Origin of the sequence: Micromonospora sp. NPDC049359 (genome assembly GCF_044466585.1) — a bacterium.
Taxonomy (GTDB): domain Bacteria; phylum Actinomycetota; class Actinomycetes; order Mycobacteriales; family Micromonosporaceae; genus Micromonospora.
In genome coordinates this window covers 1-20,064 of sequence record NZ_JBITMW010000016.1, presented here as the reverse complement: position 1 = coordinate 20,064, position 20,064 = coordinate 1, and the positions used below count along the sequence as shown (strand labels likewise).

Annotated in this window: 14 protein-coding genes; 6 read left to right on the top strand and 8 right to left on the bottom strand. The window is 72.0% G+C overall.

The window, feature by feature from the left end:
- Positions 1-12 precede the first annotated feature (12 nt).
- Positions 13-2,016 carry a TIGR03960 family B12-binding radical SAM protein gene (locus ACIBTX_RS29210; RefSeq protein WP_357134489.1) on the bottom strand — a complete coding sequence of 668 codons (2,004 nt, stop codon included), beginning with the start codon at positions 2,014-2,016 and terminating at the stop codon, positions 13-15.
- Between the two features lie 172 nt (positions 2,017-2,188).
- Between ACIBTX_RS29210 and ACIBTX_RS29205 the strand changes: the two genes are divergently transcribed.
- Positions 2,189-3,751, top strand: coding sequence for a hypothetical protein (locus ACIBTX_RS29205; protein WP_396833273.1), 1,563 nt, complete (start codon positions 2,189-2,191; stop codon positions 3,749-3,751).
- Positions 3,752-3,799: 48 nt separating this feature from the next.
- On the opposite strand, the gene ACIBTX_RS29200 is transcribed toward ACIBTX_RS29205, so the two are convergent.
- The 3 genes from ACIBTX_RS29200 to ACIBTX_RS29190 form a co-directional block, all read right to left on the bottom strand.
- The gene (locus tag ACIBTX_RS29200; RefSeq protein WP_357134485.1) at positions 3,800-4,489 is read right to left on the bottom strand and encodes a lysophospholipid acyltransferase family protein; all 690 of its coding nucleotides are present in this window, start codon (positions 4,487-4,489) and stop codon (positions 3,800-3,802) included.
- A gap of 155 nt (positions 4,490-4,644) precedes the next feature.
- Positions 4,645-7,788: an isoleucine--tRNA ligase gene (gene ileS, locus ACIBTX_RS29195; RefSeq protein WP_396833272.1), complete on the bottom strand. Its 3,144-nt coding sequence runs from the start codon at positions 7,786-7,788 to the stop codon at positions 4,645-4,647.
- 446 nt (positions 7,789-8,234) lie between these two features.
- The gene (locus ACIBTX_RS29190) at positions 8,235-9,785 is read right to left on the bottom strand and encodes an alkaline phosphatase D family protein (RefSeq protein WP_357134481.1); all 1,551 of its coding nucleotides are present in this window, start codon (positions 9,783-9,785) and stop codon (positions 8,235-8,237) included.
- 193 nt (positions 9,786-9,978) lie between these two features.
- Here ACIBTX_RS29190 and ACIBTX_RS29185 point away from each other — a divergent pair, with 193 nt between their 5' ends.
- From ACIBTX_RS29185 to sigJ, 3 genes are all read left to right on the top strand, one after another.
- A complete protein-coding gene (locus tag ACIBTX_RS29185; protein WP_357134480.1) occupies positions 9,979-11,097 on the top strand; it encodes an acyltransferase in 1,119 nt (372 codons plus the stop codon).
- A gap of 101 nt (positions 11,098-11,198) precedes the next feature.
- On the top strand, positions 11,199-11,633 hold the full coding sequence (locus ACIBTX_RS29180; protein ID WP_396833271.1) for a carboxymuconolactone decarboxylase family protein: 435 nt from the start codon (positions 11,199-11,201) through the stop codon (positions 11,631-11,633).
- Positions 11,630-12,505, top strand: a complete 876-nt coding sequence (gene sigJ, locus ACIBTX_RS29175; protein WP_396833270.1) for an RNA polymerase sigma factor SigJ — start codon at positions 11,630-11,632, stop codon at positions 12,503-12,505. Before ACIBTX_RS29180 ends, sigJ begins: the two co-directional genes overlap by 4 nt.
- Before the next feature lie 13 nt (positions 12,506-12,518).
- Here sigJ and ndk read toward each other — a convergent pair whose 3' ends face one another.
- Positions 12,519-12,944 (bottom strand): nucleoside-diphosphate kinase, encoded by a 426-nt coding sequence (gene ndk / locus ACIBTX_RS29170; protein WP_357134476.1) that lies wholly within the window; start codon positions 12,942-12,944, stop codon positions 12,519-12,521.
- Positions 12,945-13,086: 142 nt separating this feature from the next.
- Here ndk and ACIBTX_RS29165 point away from each other — a divergent pair, with 142 nt between their 5' ends.
- Positions 13,087-14,589 carry a VOC family protein gene (locus ACIBTX_RS29165; RefSeq protein ID WP_396833269.1) on the top strand — a complete coding sequence of 501 codons (1,503 nt, stop codon included), beginning with the start codon at positions 13,087-13,089 and terminating at the stop codon, positions 14,587-14,589.
- Positions 14,590-14,604: 15 nt separating this feature from the next.
- On the opposite strand, the gene ACIBTX_RS29160 is transcribed toward ACIBTX_RS29165, so the two are convergent.
- The 3 genes from ACIBTX_RS29160 to ACIBTX_RS29150 form a co-directional block, all read right to left on the bottom strand.
- On the bottom strand, positions 14,605-15,057 hold the full coding sequence (locus tag ACIBTX_RS29160; RefSeq protein WP_396833300.1) for a DUF4233 domain-containing protein: 453 nt from the start codon (positions 15,055-15,057) through the stop codon (positions 14,605-14,607).
- 122 nt (positions 15,058-15,179) lie between these two features.
- Positions 15,180-16,514, bottom strand: a complete 1,335-nt coding sequence (locus ACIBTX_RS29155) for a bifunctional folylpolyglutamate synthase/dihydrofolate synthase (RefSeq protein WP_396833268.1) — start codon at positions 16,512-16,514, stop codon at positions 15,180-15,182.
- Positions 16,511-19,129, bottom strand: coding sequence for a valine--tRNA ligase (locus ACIBTX_RS29150; protein WP_357134469.1), 2,619 nt, complete (start codon positions 19,127-19,129; stop codon positions 16,511-16,513). The genes ACIBTX_RS29155 and ACIBTX_RS29150 overlap by 4 nt, the downstream gene beginning before the upstream one ends.
- Positions 19,130-19,198: 69 nt before the next feature.
- On the opposite strand from ACIBTX_RS29150, the gene ACIBTX_RS29145 reads away from it, so the two are divergent.
- Positions 19,199-19,885: a hypothetical protein gene (locus tag ACIBTX_RS29145; protein ID WP_396833266.1), complete on the top strand. Its 687-nt coding sequence runs from the start codon at positions 19,199-19,201 to the stop codon at positions 19,883-19,885.
- Positions 19,886-20,064 lie beyond the last annotated feature (179 nt).

The window sequence follows — 20,064 nt, the reverse complement described above, 5'->3', positions numbered from 1 at the left end:
CACTGGGGTCGGTCAGGGGGCGGGGGTCTTCAGGGGGGTGATCGGCGTCAGGGGGAGGAGTTTCTTGCCCGTCGGGCCGATCTGGATCTCGGTGTCCATGGAGGGGCAGACGCCGCAGTCGAAGCACGGGGTCCACCGACAGTCGTCCTGCTCGAACCCGCTGACCGAGTCCTGCCAGTCCTGCCAGAGCCAGTCCTTGTCCAGGCCCGAGTCAAGGTGGTCCCAGGGCAGGACCTCCAGCTCGTCGCGCTGGCGGGTGGTGTACCAGTCGAGGTCCACCCCGAACGCGGGCAGCGTCTCGGCCGCCGCGTCCACCCAGCGCTGGTACGAGAAGTGCTCGCTCCACCCGTCGAACCGGCCGCCGTTCTCCCAGACCCGGCGGATCACCGCGCCGACGCGGCGGTCACCCCGGGAGAGCAGGCCCTCGATCAGCGACGGCTCGCCGTCGTGGTAGCGGTAGCCGATCGCCCGGCCCAGCGAACGGTCGGCGTTGATGGCCTGCTTGAGGATCTTGAGCCGGTGGTCGATGACCTCCGGACGGTCCATCGAGGCCCACTGGAACGGGGTGTGCGGCTTCGGCACGAACCCGCCGATCGAGACCGTGCAGCGGATGTCCTTGGAGCCGGTCGCGGCCCGCCCGGCCCGGATCACCTCGTGGGCCATCTCGGCGATCTCGAGGACGTCCTCGTCGGTCTCGGTGGGCAGGCCGCACATGAAGTAGAGCTTCACCTGCCGCCAACCGTTGCTGTACGCGGTGACGACCGTGCGGATCAGGTCTTCCTTCGACACCATCTTGTTGATGACCTTGCGGATCCGCTCCGACCCGCCCTCCGGGGCGAAGGTCAGACCGGTACGCCGCCCGTTGCGGGACAGCTCCTGCGCGAGGTCGATGTTGAAGGCGTCCACCCGGGTCGACGGCAGCGACAGCGACACGTTCGTGCCCTCGTACTGCTGGGCCAGGCCCGAGCACATGTCGCCGATCTCGGAGTGGTCGGCCGAGGAGAGCGACAGCAGGCCCACCTCGTTGAAGCCGGAGAACTCCAGGCCCTCACGCACCATCTGCCCCACGGTGGTGATCGACCGCTCCCGCACCGGGCGGGTGATCATGCCGGCCTGGCAGAAGCGGCAGCCCCGGGTGCAGCCCCGGAAGATCTCCACGGCGTACCGCTCGTGCACCGTCTCGGCGAGCGGCACGAGGGGCTTCTTCGGGTACGGCCACGCGTCCAGGTCCATCGTCGTGCGCTTGTGCACCCGGAACGGCACGTCCGCCCGGTTCGGCACGACCCGCTGGATCCGCCCGTCCGGCAGGTAGTCGACGTCGTAGAAGCGCGGCACGTAGACGCTCTCGGTGCGGGCCAGCCGCAGCAGCAGTTCGTCGCGGCCACCCGGGGAGCCCTCGGCCTTCCACTCCCGGACGATCGCGGTGATCTCCAGGACGGCCTCCTCGCCGTCGCCGAGCACCGCGGCGTCGATGAAGTCGGCGATCGGCTCCGGGTTGAACGCGGCGTGCCCACCGGCCACGATCACCGGGTCGGCGTCGGTACGGTCGGCGGCCAGCAGCGGAATGCCGGCCAGGTCGATCGCCGTGAGCATGTTGGTGTAGCCCAGCTCGGTGGAGAAGGAGATGCCGAACACGTCGAACTTGCGCACCGGCCGGTGCGCGTCGACGGTGAACTGCGGCACGCCGTGCGTGCGCATCAGGCTCTCCAGGTCGGGCCAGACCGCGTACGTCCGCTCGGCGAGGGTGTCGGGCAGCTCGTTGAGCACCTCGTAGAGGATCTGCACACCCTGGTTGGGCAGGCCCACCTCGTACGCGTCGGGATACATCAGCGCCCAGCGCACCGTCGCGGCGTCCCAGTCCTTGACGACCGCGCCCAGCTCACCGCCGACGTACTGGATCGGCTTGGAGATCTGCGGGAGCAACGGCTCGAGCCGGGGCCAGATCGACGGCTCCGAGCTGGAGTCGTCGCCCGAATTGGTCGCGGCCGCGCGCGGCGTCGTGGACGGGGCACTCATGATGCCCAAGGGTACGCGCCCGCTCGGAGGTGACCGCGCGCACGCCACGATGCCGGCCGACCGGCCGACCCGAGCCCCGCGCCGGCCGACCCGAGCCCCGCGCCCGGTGCCCGGGCGGCGGTGGTGGCGGCACGGTACTAACCTCGGACCGGCGCGAGAGGAGATTGCCGCGATGCCGGAGCCCCAGCCGGGAGCACGGCCGGCCGACGGGCGCACCCCTGGCCCGAGGCCGGACGACGCTCCGGCGGTCGCCGACGAGTCGACCTCCCCACCCGTACCCCCGAATCAGCCGGCCGCCCCCGACGGCCCGGAACCCCCGGTCGAACCGACCGCCGCCGCCCCGGCGGAGGCGGCGACGCCCGAGCCCGCGGCGAAGCCGGACCCGACGCTGTCCGAGCCGGCGGCCGAGCCGGACCCGACGGCACAGCAGCCGGCGGCCGAGCCGGACCCGACGGCGCAGAAGCCGGCAGCCGGGCCGGACCCGACGGCGAAGGAGCCGGCGGCCGAGCCCGAGCCGGCCGACAAGCCCGAGCCGCACCCGACTTCCCCGGAGCCCGCGGCCGAGGCCAGGCCGGCTGCCGGGCCCGAACCCACGGCCCGCGAGCGCGTGGGTGAGGGCCCCGACTCCCCCGCCGCGCCGCCCGCGCCCCGGTGGAGCGGATCCGCGCCGGTTCCGCCTGCGCTGCCGCGTCGGCGCGCCTGGGGGGAGTCGGCCGAGCCGACCCCGCCGCCGCCGTTGCCGGAGCAGCCGCTCGAGCACCGCACCCCGGTCGACCCGTGGGCCGGGGTGGACACCGGCGGCTGGGACCTGCCGTCCGCCGAACTGCCTCCGCTGCCGCCGACGCTGGGCTACCCGGTCCCGCCGGCCACCCGGCAGTGGTCCGGGCCGCCGGTCGGCGCGCATCCCGTCTCACCGCCGCCGGTCGGGACGCACCCCGTCTCGCCGCCGCTCCACCACCAACCCGCCGCCCACCCACCGCCGGCCTACCTGCCGCCGGTCGCCTACCCGCCACCGCACGCCCGACCTGCCCCGCCGCATCCACCCACCGCCGCCGGGCCCGCCGCGCCGGTCCGCCCGGCGCCGCCGGCCCGGGTGCCGAAGCAGCGCCGGGGGCGGGGTCCGACCGCGCCGCCGCCGCTCGGGGAGGCCGCCAAGGGGTACCCGCCCCCTCGACCACGGCGCCGCCGGCGTCGCTGGCCGTGGCTGCTGCTGCTCAGCCTGGCCTGCTGCTGTGGCTGCCCCGCCTACTACGGCCTGCCGATCTCGTCCCAGTACCCGGCCAGCGCCGCGCTGCCCGAGCAGGTCGCCGACCTGAGCCTGCGGCAGGACGACGGCAGCTCCGAGACGGCCAAGCAGTTGGAGAAAGAGGTACGCCAGGAGCACCTGCTGGCCGAGGACACCTTCGCGGGCGTCTACCGGACGGCGGACGGCAAGCAGGTGACGGTATTCGGCGGCACCGGCTTCCGGCTGACCCCCGAGGCGGACGCGGACGAGGAGATCACGCGGCTCGGTGAGCGCTACGCGCTGGAGGCCCCCGAGACGGTGCGGACCGGCGTACGGGGTCGGTACGAGCGCTGCGCGATCGGTCGACCAGCCGGGGGCGACGTGGTGGTGTGCACCTCGGTCGACCACGGCAGCATCGCCACCGGGGTGTTCACCCGGCTCTCCGTCTCGGACAGCGCGACGTTGCTCGACACCCTGCGCACGCAGATCGTCCAGCCCAAGCAGGGCTGAGTCGCATCCGGGCCGCCGCTCGCGGGCATCCGGACGGCCTGGGCGGGGTCAGACCTCGCTGGCCGGGTCGGTGTCGGCGCGCTTCGGCGCGTACCGGGGGATGTACTCCTGGCCGGTGAGCTTCTGGATCTCGCTCATCACCTCGTCGGTCATCTGCCGCAGCGAGGTGCGATCGTCCGGGCGGCCGGTGAAGTCCAGCGGCTTGCCGAACTTCACGGTGATCTTGGCAGTGCCGGGGCGGGGTACCCGCGCCCCGATCGGCTGCGCCTTGTCGGTGCCGACCGTGCCCACCGGGATGATCGGCACACCGGCGGCGACCGCCAGCCGGGCCGCCCCGGTCCGACCCCGGTAGAGCTTGCCGTCCGGGGAACGGGTGCCCTCCGGGTAGACCACCACCAGGTCACCGCCCCGCAACGCCGGGATGGCGGCGTCGAAGGCGGACAGCGCGGCGCGCCCACCGGCCCGTTCGACCGGGATGGCGCCCAGACCGGTGAGGACGAACTTCGAGAACGCGCCCTTCGCGCCGGTGCCGGTGAAGTACTCGGACTTGGCCCAGAACGCCAGGTGCCGGGGCACCACCGTGCCGAGGAACAGCTCGTCCGCCACCGAGAGGTGGTTGCCGGCGAAGATCGCGCCGCCGGTCTCCGGCACGTGTTCCAGACCCTCCACGGTCGGGCGGAACGCCAACCGCAGCGCGGGCGCCACGGTGAGCTTGCCGATGGTGTAGAGCAGGGGCACTGGTCCTCCGGCAGATGAGGTGCGAGCAGGCGGTGTCACGGTAGCGGACGCCCCCACACCCCACCGACGGAGGTGGGAGGCGTCCGCGTCCCGACAGTGCTGGGTGTAAGGAAGGGGCCCTTCCTATACACCAGGCGTTAGAAAGGGGCCCTTCCTTACACCCGACGGACAGTGACCGTCACCCGCTCGCCCTCGCCGACCTCACCGGCGAAACCGTCGAGGCCCTCGGCGAAGTCGACCGAGTCGGCCAGCACCTCACCCGACACGAACTCCAGGTACGCCCCGACCGCGGCGCGCACCTCGTCGGACGCCGACACCGCCACCACGATCCGGTCCGAGACGTCCAGGTCGGCGTCGCGGCGGGCCTGCTGCACCACCCGCACCACGTCGCGGGCCAGGCCCTCGGCGGCCAGCTCGGGGGTGACCTCGGTGTCGAGCACCACCACGCCCTCGCCACCGGGCAGCGGCGCGGAGTGCTCGGCGTCGGCGGCCACGAGACGCAGCTCGTACTCGCCCTCGGCCAGGGTGATGCCGGCCGCCACCGGCGCGCCCTCGACCAGCTCCCAGTCACCCGCCTTGACCGCCTTGATCACCTGCTGGACCTGCTTGCCGACGCGCGGGCCGAGCGCCCGGGGCACCACGGTCAACACCTGCTCGCAGTACGCGGACAGCTCGGCGCTGAACTCCACCGCCTTCACGTTGACCTCGTCGGCGATCAGGTCGGCGAACGGGCGCAGTTGCTCGGCCACCGGGGACGCCACGGTCAACGTCGACAGCGGCAGCCGTACGCGCAGCCCCTTGGCCTTGCGCAGCGACAGCGCCGCCGAGGCGACCGCCCGCACGTTGTCCATGGCCGCCACCAGGTCGTGGTCGGCCGGGAACTCCTCGGCGGACGGCCAGTCGGTCAGGTGCACCGACCGCTCGCCCGTCAGGCCACGCCAGATCTCCTCCGCGGTCAGCGGCGCGAGCGGCGCCACCACCCGGCAGAGCGTCTCCAGCACGGTCGACAGCGTGTCGAAGGCGTTGGCGTCACCCGACCAGAACCGGTCCCGGGACCGGCGCACGTACCAGTTGGTCAGCGCGTCCAGGTAGGACCGGACGGTGGCGCACGCGCCGGAGATGTCGTACGCGTCCATCTGCGCGCCGACCGTCGACACCAGCTCGTTGGTCTTGGCCAGGATGTACCGGTCGAGCAGGTGCGTCGAGTCGGTGCGCCGCCGCGCCTGGTACCCGTCCGCGTTGGCGTAGAGCGAGAAGAAGTACCAGACGTTCCACAGCGGCAGCAGCACCTGGCGTACCGCGTCGCGGATCAGCGTCTCGGTGACCGCCATGTCCCCGCCGCGCAGCACCGGCGAGGACATCAGCATCCAGCGCATCGCGTCCGACCCGTACGAGTCGAAGACGTGGTAGACGTCCGGGTAGTTGCGCAGGCTCTTGGACATCTTGCGCCCGTCCGAGCCGAGCAGGATGCCGTGGCTCAGGCAGTTGCGGAACGCCGGCCGGTCGAACAGCGCGGTGGCCAGCACGTGCATGGTGTAGAACCAGCCGCGGGTCTGCCCGATGTACTCGACGATGAAGTCACCCGGGTAGTGGTGCTCGAACCAGTCCGCGTTCTCGAACGGGTAGTGCACCTGGGCGAACGGCATCGACCCGGACTCGAACCAGCAGTCCAGCACCTCCGGCACCCGGCGCATCATCGACTGACCGGTCGGGTCGTCCGGGTTGGGGCGGACCAGGTCGTCCACCGCCGGCCGGTGCAGGTCGCTCAGGCGTACGCCGAAGTCCCGCTCGATGTCGGCGAGCGATCCGTAGACGTCCAGGCGCGGATAGTTCGGGTCGTCGGACTTCCACGCCGGGATCGGCGAGCCCCAGAACCGGTTCCGGCTGATCGACCAGTCCCGGGCGTTGGCCAGCCACTTGCCGAACGAGCCGTCCTTGATGTGGCCGGGCGTCCAGTTGATCTCCTGGTTCAGCTCGACCATCCGGTCCCGGAACTGGGTCACCGCCACGAACCACGACGACACCGCCTTGTAGACCAGCGGGGTGTCGCACCGCCAGCAGTGCGGGTACGAGTGGGTGTAGGTGTCCTGCCGCAGCACCACCCCCCGCTCCTTCAGCTCCCGGATCACCGGCTTGTTGACGTCGAAGACCTGCTCACCCTGGTACGGCGGGACCAGCGCGGTGAACCGCGTGTGGTCGTCCACGGTGACGATGGTGGGGATGCCGGCGGCGTTGCAGACGTTCTGGTCGTCCTCGCCGAACGCCGGGGCGAGGTGCACGATCCCGGTGCCGTCCTCGGTGGTGACGAACTCCGCCCCGAGCACCTGGTACGCGTTGTCGCCCGCCTGCTCGACGAGGAAGTCGAACAGCGGTGTGTAACGGCGTCCGACCAGGTCCCGGCCGTACACCGTGCCGACCTGCTCGTACCCGTCCAGCTCCTTGGCGTACGCGCCGAGCCGCGCCGCCCCCACGACGAACCGCTCCCCGTCGCGTTCGAGCACGGCGTACTCGATGTCCGGGCCGACGGCGAGTGCCAGGTTCGACGGCAGGGTCCACGGCGTGGTGGTCCAGACACCCAGCTTGACCGGCCCGCGCAGCAGCTCCGGGGCGGAGTCGTTGGCGGTCAGCCCGAACCACACGGTCAGCGTCGGGTCGTGCCGGTCCCGGTAGACGTCGTCCATCCGGGTCTCGGTGTTCGACAGCGGCGTCTCACAGCGCCAGCAGTACGCCAGCACCCGGAAACCCTCGTAGATCAGACCCTTGTCGTGCAGGGTCTTGAAGGCCCACATGACGCTTTCCATGTAGTCCAGGTCGAGGGTCTTGTAGTCGTTGGTGAAGTCGACCCAGCGGGCCTGCCGGTTGATGTACCGCTCCCAGTCCTGGGTGAACTCCAGCACCGACGTACGGCAGGCCTCGTTGAACCGGGCCACGCCCAGGTCGATGATCTCGGCCTTGCTGGTGATGCCGAGCTGCTTCTCGGCCACCACCTCGGCGGGCAGGCCGTGGCAGTCCCAGCCGAAGCGCCGCTCCACGTGCCGGCCGCGCATGGTCTGGTAGCGCGGCACCACGTCCTTGACGTACCCGGTGAACAGGTGGCCGTAGTGCGGCAGGCCGTTGGCGAACGGCGGACCGTCGTAGAAGACGTATTCGTTCTTGCCGTCGGTACCGGCGGGGCGGGCCTCGATGCTGGCCTCGAAGGTCTTGTCGGCCGTCCAGTGCTCCAGCACCCGGCGCTCGACCGCGGGCAGGTCCGGGCTCGCCGGGACACCGGCGGCGGGGTCGTGCAGTGGATAGGCCATCGCCTGTCGCTCTCCTCGCAGCTCACTCAACGTGGGTCTGCGAGGACGAACCGTCCGGGGTACGCCGACAACGACGCTCCCCGGGTGGCCCGCGGTACCACCCCGCTTGGCGGTCAGGATCGACCGCCCGCTCATTGGCCGGCTGTGACGGGCCGGACCCGTCCGGTTCTACTGGGCCGGTCACCCGGCTGTTCTTCCGGAGGCTCACCGGTGATGGCCGGGTCATCGCCTTACGGCCTCCAACGATACAAGACCCACCCAGCCCCCCGCCCCCGACTAATCCCCCACCCCCACCCCCACCCCCACCCCACCCCACCCCCACCCCACCCCACCCCCACCCCCGCCCACCCCCGGTGATCAAGAGGTTTGCGTCAAATTCGCGCCGGATCCTGACGCGAACCTCTTGATCACCAGGGCGAGGCTCCCGGGGGTGGGGGTGGGTGGGGTCAGGGGGTTGGGAGGGTGGTGGTCCAGAGGGAGGCGCCGTCGCGGTCGCGTAGGTGCACCGTCAGGGCCCCGGATTCGCCGTCGATCTGGACCTCGCCGAAGTGCTGGAAGCCCTCGGCCGGGGAGGTGTTCGCGCGCGGCGGGGCGTGCACGAAGACCGCCTGCGGTCCGAACGTGCCGTCGAGGGCGTTCGGGCCGAACGCGCCGGCGTGCGCCGGGCCGGAGACGAACTCCCAGAACGGCGTGAAGTCACCGACCGCCGCACGGGACGGGTCGTAGTGGTGCGCGGCGGAGTAGTGCACGTCGGCGGTGAGGAAGACCATGCCGGTCACCCCGGCCCGGTGGGTCGCCCGCAGCACCTCGGCGAACTCCAGCTCACGCCCGACCGGCGCGCCCGGATCGCCCTGCGCGACACCCTCCTGCGCGCCCGGACCGTCTGGCACCACGACCCCGATCGGCAGGTCGTTGGCGATCACCTTCCAGGTCGCCGTGGAGCGCTTCAGCTCCCGGATCAGCCACTCCCGCTGCTCGCGGCCGAGCAGACCGCGCTTCGGGTCGGCGTACGTGTTGCCGTCGTTGGGGTCCTTGTGCGTCCGCATGTCCAGCACGAAGACGTCCAGCAGCGGCCCGTACGAGATCCGCCGGTACAGCGGCCCGTTGTCCGGCACCGGCAGCCACTCGTGGAACGCCTGGCTGGCCCGCGCTGCGAGCACGTCGACCCGCTGCTCGGTGTAGCGCGGGTCGTCCAGGATCTCCCCGGGATACCAGTTGTTGAGCACCTCGTGGTCGTCCCACTGGTTGATCTGCGGCACCGCCGCCGCGAACTCCCGCAGGTGCTCGTCGAGCAGGTTGTAGGCGAACTGCCCCCGGTACTCGGTAAGCGTCTCGGCGACCTTGCTCTTCTCCGGGGTGATGAGGTTGCGCCAGATCCGCCCGTCGGGCAGCGTCACCGACTCCACGAGCGGGCCGTCCGCGTAGACCGTGTCGCCGCTGCACAGGTAGAAGTCCGGACGGACCGCGCGCATCGCCCGGAAGATCGACAGCCCGCCGAAGTTCGGATCGATCCCCCAGCCCTGCCCGACGATGTCCCCGGTCCAGACGAACCGCACGTCCCGGCGGCGGTGCCACCCCGGCGCGGTGGTGAACGAACCGGTCAACGGCTCGCTGACCACCCCGTGCCGGTCCAGGCTCTCCACCCGCACCCGGTAGTGCAGCCGCTCGGCGTCCGGCAGGCCCCGCAGCCGGACCTTGCCGGTGAAGTCCGCGTTCGGGCCCAGCACCGGGCCACGGAGCTGCCGCGCGCCACGGAAGTCGGGGCGGCGGCTCAGTTCGACAAGCATCCGGCCCGGGCGGTCGGCCCGCGTCCAGACCAGCGCCGAATCCGCGGTCACGTCGCCGCTCTGCACCCCGTGGGTGAGCACGGGGCGTCCGGCCGGACGCCAGGCCGGAGCGGCGTTCGCGCCGGCGCCGCCCAACAGGGCGCCGCCGGCGACTCCGGCCCCGGCCACCAGGCCAGCCCGCAGCAGGGTACGTCGATCAAGCTCGGTCATGCTTCCTCCCGGTGATGGGTTGACCCCGTGGGTGTACCGGGCGCAGATGACCGCGGCCGGCGGTCCGGGTGACCGGCGACCGAACGCCTGTTGTCCGAAGGGCACGACACGGCGGCCAGCGCGGCTTGACCCCGGCGAGAGGCTCGCGCAGACTTCGCCGGTGCGTCCGCTCAGCCATGACGAATTTCAGGCCATGCGTCGATTCCCCGCGCTCGACGGCCTGCGGGCCGTGGCGGCCGTGATGGTCTTCGCCTTCCACTTCGGCGGTCCGTCCTGGGCCTGGTTGACCGGCTGGATCGGCGTACACCTCTTCTTCGTGCTCTCCGGCTTCCTGATCACGACGCTGCTGTTGCGGGAGGAACACCGCTACGGTCGGGTCTCGCTGCGCGCCTTCTACCTGCGGCGGTTCTTCCGGATCATGCCGATGTACCTGCTCGTGCTGTTCCTGACCTGGGGGCTGGCCCGGCTCAACGGCACCGCCGACGCGGTCGAACGCTCGATGCGCTACTACCTGCTGCTGCTCAACGAACTCCTGCCGGCGAACACCCCCTACCTGCACTCCTGGACGATCGGGATCGAGCAGAAGTTCTACCTGCTCTGGCCGGCGATCGCCTTCGTGCTGGTGACCGGCGCCTTCCGGCGCCGGCTCGCGGTGACCCTCGCGCTCCTCGTGCTCCTCGTCGCGCTGATCCCGCCGCAGATCGGCTGGCTGAGCTGGCCCATCCACTACGTGGCGATCCTGCTCGGCTGCCTCACGGCCGTGCTCATGCACCACCCACGCGGCTTCGCCCTGTTCCGGCCGCTGACCCACCCGGTCACCGCCAGCGTGGTGATCGTGGCCTTCGCCGCGGTGCAGGTGGCCGTGCGGTACTGGCCGGCCCGCTTCGGCCAGGAGGCGCTGATCGGCTGCTACGCGGCGGCGGCCGCGCTGCTGCTGCCGGCGCTGCTGTCGCGCAGCGTCCTGGCCCGTGTGCTGGGGCTGCGGCCGCTGGTGTTCGTGGGCGAACGGTCGTACTCGATGTACCTGGTCCAGTCCATCGCGGCGTGGGCGGCGGTCGGGCTGCTGCCCGCGGTGGGTCGGCACAACACCACCATCTTCGTGGCCGCCGTGGTGGTGGCGTTGGTCCTCGCGGACGTGCTCTACCGCTGGGTGGAGCTACCGATGATCAAGGTGGGCCGCGACCTGGCCGCCCGGGTGTCGCGACCCGTACCCCGCGACCAGGACCGCCCGTCCGGTGACGTCGACGGCGTCGTCCGGATCCCCCGCCCCCGCGAGGTGCTCCCGGACACCGTCCCCGCGACCCGCGGCTGACCCCCTCGACGTGACCGGGCTCATAGCCCCGGTTGTCACAGCGCGACCGGTCGGACCGTCGTAGCGGTGTCGAACCGATCAAGGAGGTTGCCGTGCAACGGATGAAGCTTTTCGAGGTCGCGCCGCAGGGATACCAGGCCGTGTCAGGTCTGGAGAAGTACGTCCAGGCGAACGTCGACCACACCGTGCTGGAGCTGGTCAAGCTGCGGGCGTCGATACTGAACGGCTGCGCGTACTGCGTGGACATGCACAGCCGCGACGCCCTCGCCGCCGGCGAGTCGAGCCGGCGGCTGTTCGCGGTGGCCGCCTGGCGGGAGGCGCTGTCGTTCTTCAACGAGCGGGAGCAGACCGCGCTGGCGCTCACCGACGCGGTGACCCGGCTCGGCGAGCACGGGGTGTCGGACGAGGTGTGGGACGCCGCCGCGAAAATCTGGTCGGAGAAGGAGTTGGCCGATCTGGTCCTCGCGATCGCCACAATCAACGTGTGGAATCGCATCGCCGTGACGACGCACACGGAGCCCCCGGCGCAGGTGTGACGACCGAGGCGGCAGAGGCGGCCGGTGCGCTCCAGGCGCACCGGCCGATGCTGCTCGGGCTCGCCTACCGGCTGCTCGGCAGCCGGCACGACGCGGAGGACGTGCTCCAGGAGGCGTACCTGCGCTGGCTGGGCGTGGACCGGTCGACGGTGGCCGAGCCGCGCCGCTACCTGTCCCGGGTGGTGACCCGGCTCGCGTTGGACCGGCTGCGGTCCCGGCAGGCGGCCCGCGAGACGTACGTCGGACCGTGGCTGCCCGAGCCGGTGCCGACCGAGCCCTCGCCGTTCGGCCCGCTGGACCGCGCGGAGCTGCGGGACTCGCTGTCCACCGCGCTGCTGCACGTGCTGGAACGGCTCACGCCGCCGGAGCGTGCCGTGTACGTCCTGCGCACCGCGTTCGACCTGCCGTACGCCGAGATCGCGGAGATCCTGGACCGGACCCCGCAGGACTGCCGTCAGCTGTACCACCGGGCAACCACGCACGTACGCCAGGAGGACCGCCGTTTCACGGCCAGCCGGTCCGAGCGTGAGCGGTTGCTGGAGGCGTTCCTCGCCGCCGCCCGGAACGGGGACCTGGCGACGCTCACCCGTCTGGTGGCCGCGGACGTCACGGCGTGGAACGACGGTGGCGGTCGCGTCCGTTCCGCGCGCAACCCGGTGCGCGGTGCGGACCGGGTCGCCCGGTTCTACGCCGGGATCTACGGCCCACGCCGCGAGTGGACGGCGCGGCGGCTCGAGTTGAACGGCGAACCCGCCATCCTGCTCACCCGCGGCGACGGCGGCCGCTACACGATGACCGTCACCGCCGCCGCCGGTCGGATCACCGGGATCTACGTGGTGGGCAATCCGGAGAAGCTACCCCCGGCCGCCTGAAATCGTGAGGTCGTCAGCCCAGCTCGGGGAACCAGAGCGCGATCTCGCGCTTGGCGCTGTCCGGCGAGTCGGAGGCGTGCACCAGGTTCTCCCGGTTGGAGAGCGACAGGTCGCCCCGGATGGTGCCGGCGGCGGCCTTGCGGCCGTCGGTCGCGCCGACCAGCCCACGGACCACGTCGATGACCTGGTCGCCGGAGAGGACCAGGGCGACCAGCGGACCGCCGGTCATGAAGTCCTTCAGCGGCGGGTAGAACGCCTTGTCGACGTGCTCGGCGTAGTGCGCGTCCGCGAGCGCGGCGTCCATGGTCCGGTGCACCATCGCGTCGATCCGCAGCCCTTTGCGCTCGAAGCGGGAGAGGAGCTCGCCGACCAGGCCGCGGCGGACCGCGTCGGGCTTGATCAGCACGAGGCTGCGCTCTTCCGGGCTGTCGTTGGACACGCTGGGTTCCTCCTGTACGCGCAGAACGCTTGGGCTCGGTACGGTCAGCGTAGCGACCCGGTCCCGGCGCCGGCGCGGCGGCCGGTCTTTCCACCGGTGGCCGATCCGGCCTAGCCTGGCCCTGACCCCCGGGAGGTCCACTGTGGCGAATGGCGGGAACCGGCCCATCGCGCCGGTACGCAAGCTGGTCGGCACGGTGCTCGGCACCGTGGCCACCTTCGTCGTCCTCTTCGGGCTGGGCATGACCAGCTGGGCCATCGTCGCGCTCGGCGTCGCCCTGCTGGTGCTGGCGATCGCGCTGGCCACCGTGAAGGGCGGCGGGCGCACCTGGGTGGTCGGCGTGGCGCACGTGCACAGCGCCTCCGAACCACCCACCCAGTACGCGTTCGGCCGGTGCGAGCTGCAACTGGTCATTGACGCGCCCGGCCTGCCGCCCCGATCCAAGAAGATCATCGAGCCGCGGGTGCCGGTCTCCAAGTGGCCGTCGTTGGGCCAGACCCTGCCCATCCGGGTCGCGCTCGACGACCAGCGGCACGTCAAGGTCCTCTGGGACGAGGTGCCCACCCACGCCGAGACCGCCGCGGCCGTCGCGGACCTGCCGCCCGAGTTCGGCGACCTCGACCCCGGCGACGAGGTGCTGATCGAGCAGGACGCCCCGCCCTGGGCGGACCGCGCGCCCGACGACGACTTCCGGGACGCGCGCGGCGGCGACCCGTTCGGCCCCGACCCGTTCGGCGACCCGCGCGGCCCCGATCCGTTCCGCGACCCGCGCGGCGGCGACCCGTTCCGCGACCAGCGCGGTCCCGACCCCCTGCGCGACGACCGGTCCGTCGTATCCGACGAGCGCGAGCCGGTGGTGGTGAGCCAGGCCCCGGGCGGCCCGGTGGTCCTCGAAGGCGTCGTCGTCGAGCAACAGCCCGGCGCGGGACTGCCCCGCCGGGCCACGCCCGCACCCCGGCCCCCGGCCGAGGAGCACTCCGACCAGCCCGGCGTCGACCCGGACGACCCGGACGACGTCCGTGCCGCCGAGTCCGACGACGACCCCGTGGACGCGGAAGCGCAGGCCCGGTCCGCACCGAGCGCGGACCGGCCGACCGACGCCCCGCCGACGCAGCGGACCGGCCCGCTCGCTACCGACCCGCTGGACCCGCTGGACCTGCCGCTGGACGACCCGACCCCGGCGGGAGCGGCCCGCGAGACCGTCACCGCCGAGGCCCTGGACGAGGCGATCTTCGGGTACGACGGAGCGTCGGCGGCAGACCCGGCCGGTCCCATCAGCGGCGTCGGACTGACCCTGCTGGTCACCGACCTGGCCCGATCGCTCGGTTTCTACCGGGACATGCTCGGCTTCTCCGAGGTCGACCAGGGCACCGGCAACGCGGTGCTCGCCTTCGGCTCGACCCGGCTGGTGCTGCGCGAGGTGACCGGGGCGGCGCCCATCAGTCGCCGGCTCGTGCACGTCAACCTCGAGGTGGACGACATCGAGGCGGCGTACGGACGGCTGCGCGGATCCGGCGTCCGCTTCACGTACGCCCCACGCGTGGTCAACCGGGGCAGCCGGCTCGAGGTGTGGGCGGCGGCCTTCCGGGACCCGGACGGCCACGGCATCGCCCTGACCCAGTGGCGCGAACGCGCCGACGCCTGACCCGACCCTCGGGGGTCAGCCGAGGATGACCCGGCGGACGTGCAGCGCGTACGCCCAGACCAGCGCGAAAATGATGCCCAGCACGAGCAGCGACCAGTGCAGCAGCCCGGCCAGCATCAGCAGGCCCTGCAACACGGTGCCGGCGTGCCAGGCCCAGGGACGCCGCATCATGCCGGCCAGCAGGATGGCGGCCACCGCCAGGGCCACCACCACGGCGATCGCCGCGCCGCCCAGGTCACCGCCGACCACCCGGATCGGTTGAATGGCCAGCAGCAGCACCAGCGCCTCCAGGCCGAGCGTTCCCGCGCCGAGACCCCGTACGGCCGCCTGCGGGTTCCGCAGGCCGGAGCGCCGTACCTGCCCGGCCTCCGGCTCCCCCGCCGTCGATGCGGCCGTGTCCTGGTCCGGAGCGCTCCCACCGCGGTCCGGACCGGTCGCGCCGTCGGTGGCGCGCGGGTCGCGGTCCAGGTCGGTGGCGCGCGGGTCGCGGTCCAGGTCGGTGGCGCGCGGGTCGCGGTCCAGGTCGGTGGCGCGCGGGTCGCGGTCCAGGTCGGTCGCGTCGGTGGCGCGGGGGTCGCGCTCGGGGCCGGTCATCGCTTCAGCAGCCGGCGGGCGTCGGCGACCGTGACCACCGAACCCGTCACCAGGACACCGACGCCGCTGAGCTCACCGGGTACGTCCTCCTCGGCCAGCGCGACCGCCAGCTCGATCGCGTCCGGCACCTCCTCGGCCACCTCGACGCGCTCCTCGCCGAAGATCTCGACGGCGAGCGCGGCGAGCTCCTTCGTCGGCATCGCCCGTGGCGAGCTGTTGCGGGTGACCACCACGACGTCGGCCACCGGTTCCAGCAGCTCCAGCAGGCTGCTCGCGTCCTTGTCGGCGAGGACGCCCACCAGCGCCACCAGCTTGCTGAACGCGAACTCCTCCTGCAGCGCGGTCACCGTCGCGGCCATACCGTGCGGGTTGTGCGCGCCGTCCAGCAGGACGGTCGGAGCGCTGCGGACCCGCTCCAGCCGGCCCGGGGAGCTGGCCGTCGCGAACCCCTCCCGGACGGCCTCGACGTCCAACTGACGGCGGGCCCCGGCACCGAGGAACGCCTCCACGGCGGCGAGCGCCACCGCCGCGTTCTGCGCCTGGTGCGCGCCGTGCAGGGGGATGAACACGTCGTCGTAGACGCCACCGAGGCCCTGCAGCTTGAGCACCTGCCCGCCGACGGCGACCGCCCGGCTCAGCACGCCGAACTCGGCGCCCTCACGGGCGATGGTGGCGCCCACCTCGGAGCAGCGTTCGAGGAGGGGACGCGCGGCCTCCTCCTCCTGCGCCGCCGAGATCACGGTGGCGCCCGGGTGGATGATGCCGGCCTTGGCCAGCGCGATGTCCTGGAGCGTGTCGCCGAGCCACTCGGTGTGGTCCAGGCCGATCGGCGTGATCACGCAGACGCCGGCCTGGATGACGTTGGTGGCGTCCTCGGCGCCGCCGAGACCCACCTCGACCACGGCGATGTCGACGGGCGCGTCGGCGAACGTGGCGAACGCCAACGCGGTCGTCATGTCGAAGTACGTCAGCGGCTCGTCCGAGCGCGCGTCGACCAGCTCGGCCAGCGGCTTGATCTCCCGGTAGACCGCGGCGAAGCGCTCCTCGCTCACCGGTTCCCCGTCCAGGCTGATCCGCTCCCGGACGGTCTCCAGGTGCGGACTCGTGTACCGGCCGGTGTGCAGCCCGAACGCCCGCAGCAGCGAGTCGATCATCCGTGCGGTGGACGTCTTGCCGTTGGTGCCGGTGAGGTGGATCGACGGGTACGCCCGCTGCGGACTCCCGAGCAGGTCGAGCAGCGACTCGATGCGGTCCAGCTCGAACACCATGCGGGTGAAACCGCGGGCGTTCAGCTCAGCTTCGGCGGCGGCGAAATCGGTACGGTCGGTCACGAGGTAAGCGTCTCCAGAGCGGCGTCGATCCGGACCAGGTCGGCCTCGGCGGTGGCGAGCCGGTCGCGGATCTTCGCGACGACCGGCTCGGGGGCCTTGCCGATGAAGGCCGGGTTGTCGAGCTTCGCCCGGGCCTGCGCGACCTCCTTCTGGGCGGCCGCGCGGTCCTTGGTCAGCCGGGCCCGCTCGGCGGCCACGTCGATCGACCCCCGGGTGTCCAACGCGACACCTACCGCGCCGGGCATGGCCAACGTCGCGCTGGCCTGGAAGTCGTCACCGGCGGGGTCCAGCCGAACCAGCGACCGGATCAGCGGCTCGTGGGCCGCGATGCCGGCCCCGGCCAGCCCGTCCAGGCGGGCCGCGACCCGCTGCGTCGGGCGTAGCCCCTGGTCGGAACGGAACCGGCGGATCTCGGTGACGACCCGCTGCACGGCGGCCAGCTCGACCTCGGCGGCGTCGTCGATGAGCGACCGGTCGGCCACCGGCCAGGCGACGGCCTGCACCGTCTCGCCGCCGGTCAGCGCGAGCCACAACTCCTCGGTGACGAACGGGATGACCGGGTGCAGCAGCCGCAGCAGCTGGTCCAGGACGTGGCCGAGAACCCGGCGGGTCACGTCGGCCCGCTCACCGCCCTCGGCGAGCACCGGCTTGCTCAGCTCGACGTACCAGTCGCAGACGTCGTCCCAGGCGAAGTGGTAGAGCAGGTCACACACCTTGGCGAACTCGTACGCCTCGAACTGCTCGTCGACCTCGGCGGTGACGTGCGCCAGCCGGGACAGGACCCACCGGTCGACGGTGGAGAGCTGCTCGACGGGCGGCAGGTCGCCGGTCGTGTGCGCGCCGTTCATCAACGCGAACCGGGTGGCGTTCCAGAGCTTGTTGCAGAAGTTACGCGAGCCCTGGCACCACTCCTCGCTGACCGGCACGTCCTGGCCGGGGTTCGCGCCCCGGGCCAGGGTGAACCGGGTCGCGTCGGCGCCGTACCTGTCGATCCAGTCCAGCGGGTCGACCACGTTGCCGAACGACTTCGACATCTTCTTGCCGAACTGGTCGCGCACCATGCCGTGCAACGCGACCACGTCGAAGGGCGGCCGGCCGTCCATCGCGTAGAGGCCGAACATCATCATCCGGGCGACCCAGAAAAACAGGATGTCGTACCCGGTGACCAGCACGCTGGTCGGATAGAACTTCGCCAGGTCCGGGGTCTCTTCCGGCCAGCCCAGGGTGGAGAACGGCCACAGGCCGCTGGAGAACCAGGTGTCGAGGACGTCCTCGTCCTGGTGCCAACCCTCGCCGGTCGGCGGCGTCTCGTCGGGGCCGACGCAGACGATCTCGCCGGCCGGGCCGTACCAGACCGGGATGCGGTGCCCCCACCAGAGCTGGCGGGAGATGCACCAGTCGTGCATGTTGTCGACCCAGGCGAAGTAGCGCTTCGCCAGCTCGGCCGGCTCGATACGGACCCGACCGTCGCGCACCGCGTCACCGGCGGCCTGCGCGAGCGGGGCGGTGTTGACGAACCACTGCAGCGACAACCGCGGCTCAACCGTCGTCTTGCAACGCGAACAGTGACCGACGGCGTGCACGTACGGGCGCTTCTCGGCGACGATCCGGCCCTGCTCGCGCAGCGCCGCGACGATCGCCGGCCGCGCCTCGAACCGGTCCAGCCCTTCGAACGGGCCGGGCACGGTGATCACGCCGCGCTCGTCCATGACGGTCAGCGCGGGCAGGTCGTGTCGCTGGCCGATCTCGAAGTCGTTCGGGTCGTGGGCGGGGGTCACCTTGACCATGCCGGTGCCGAAGGACGGGTCGACGTGCGCGTCGGCGACGATCGGGATCCGCCGGCCGGTGAGCGGCAGCTCGACCTCGGTGCCGATCAGGTGCTGGTAGCGCTCGTCGTCGGGGTGCACCGCCACGGCGGTGTCGCCGAGCATCGTCTCGGCCCGCGTGGTGGCCACCACGACCTCGTCGCTGTAGCGGATCGAGATCAGCTCACCGTCGTCGTCGGTGTGCTCGACCTCGATGTCCGACAGTGCGGTCAGGCAGCGCGGACACCAGTTGATGATCCGGTTGGCCCGGTAGATGAGGCCGTCGTCGAAGAGCTTCTTGAAGATCGTCTGGACCGCGCGGCTCAGGCCGGCGTCCATGGTGAAGCGCTCCCGCTCCCAGTCGACGGAGTCGCCGAGGCGGCGCATCTGGCCGAGGATCTTGCCGCCGGACTCGGCCTTCCACTGCCAGACCCGCTCGACGAACTTCTCCCGACCGAGGTCGTGCCGCGACAGGCCCTCGGCGGCGAGCTGACGCTCGACCAGGTTCTGGGTGGCGATGCCGGCGTGGTCCATGCCGGGCAGCCACAGCGCCTCGAAGCCCTGCATCCGCTTGCGCCGGGTCAGCGCGTCCATGAGCGTGTGCTCGAACGCGTGGCCCATGTGCAGCGAGCCGGTGACGTTCGGCGGCGGGATGACGATGGTGAAGGGGGGCTTGTCGCTGTCGGCGGAGGCCCGGAAGTGCCCAGCGGCTACCCACTGCTCGTACCGCCGCTGCTCTACCTCGCCAGGCTGGTACTGGCCGGCAAGCGTCGGGGCGTCGGGGCGTCGGGCATCCAGTCTCTCGGTCACCCGACAAGTCTACGAAGGGCTTCTGCGGACCTGACGTGCGCCACCTCTCGTTCGCGTACGGTGTCGGCTATGTCCGACGCACATCTCACCGACCGGTCGCTCGACCACGGCCACGAGCCGGTCGAGCTGACCGAGGAGCCGATCCAGCTGAGCACTCGGGACACCGGCGGCGATCCCGACGAGCGGTCCGGTGGCTGGTCCCGCCGCCGCAAGATCGGCTGGACGGTCGCCCTGGTCGTCGGTCTCGCGGGCGCTGGTGTGCTGGGGGTCGGTGGGTGGCGTGTGGCGCAGCAGAAGGACACCCGGCTGACCTCGCCCGAGCGGGCGGCGGGCTTGACCCGGGACGACAGCGAACGCGCCAAGAGCACGGCCGACTACCTGCGCAGCGGCCTGGCCGCCGACATCGACCTGGACCGGAGCTTCGGCACCGTCTACCGCGACCCCGCCGACGACAAGCGCGCGGTCCTCGTCTTCGGCGGCACAACGCTGCTCTGGCAACCCGAACGCGACCTGGACAGCCTCTTCGGCCTGATGTCCGACGAGACCGGGGCGGTGACGGGGCTGCGTAAGGTGCCTGCGGGCAAGCTGGGTGGAGTGATGAAGTGCGGCAGCACGAGCGGTGAGGGCGGCGACTTCGCGGTGTGCGGTTGGGCCGACCACGGCAGCGTCGTGATGGCGATGTTCCCCGGCAGGTCGGTGACCGACGCGGGCGCCCTCCTGGGCGACCTCCGCAACGAAATGCAATCCCGAACCTAACCCCTCCGCACCCTCCCGCCAGCCCTCTCCAGACCCCCTTCCCGGAAGGGGGCGCGGGACAGGGGGGCGCGGGGGTGGGTTTTTTTGGGGGGGAATGCAGGAATGGCCACCCCGATAGGGGTGGCCATTCCTGAAAGATTGTCCGGCGGTGTCCTACTCTCCCACACCCTCACGAGTGC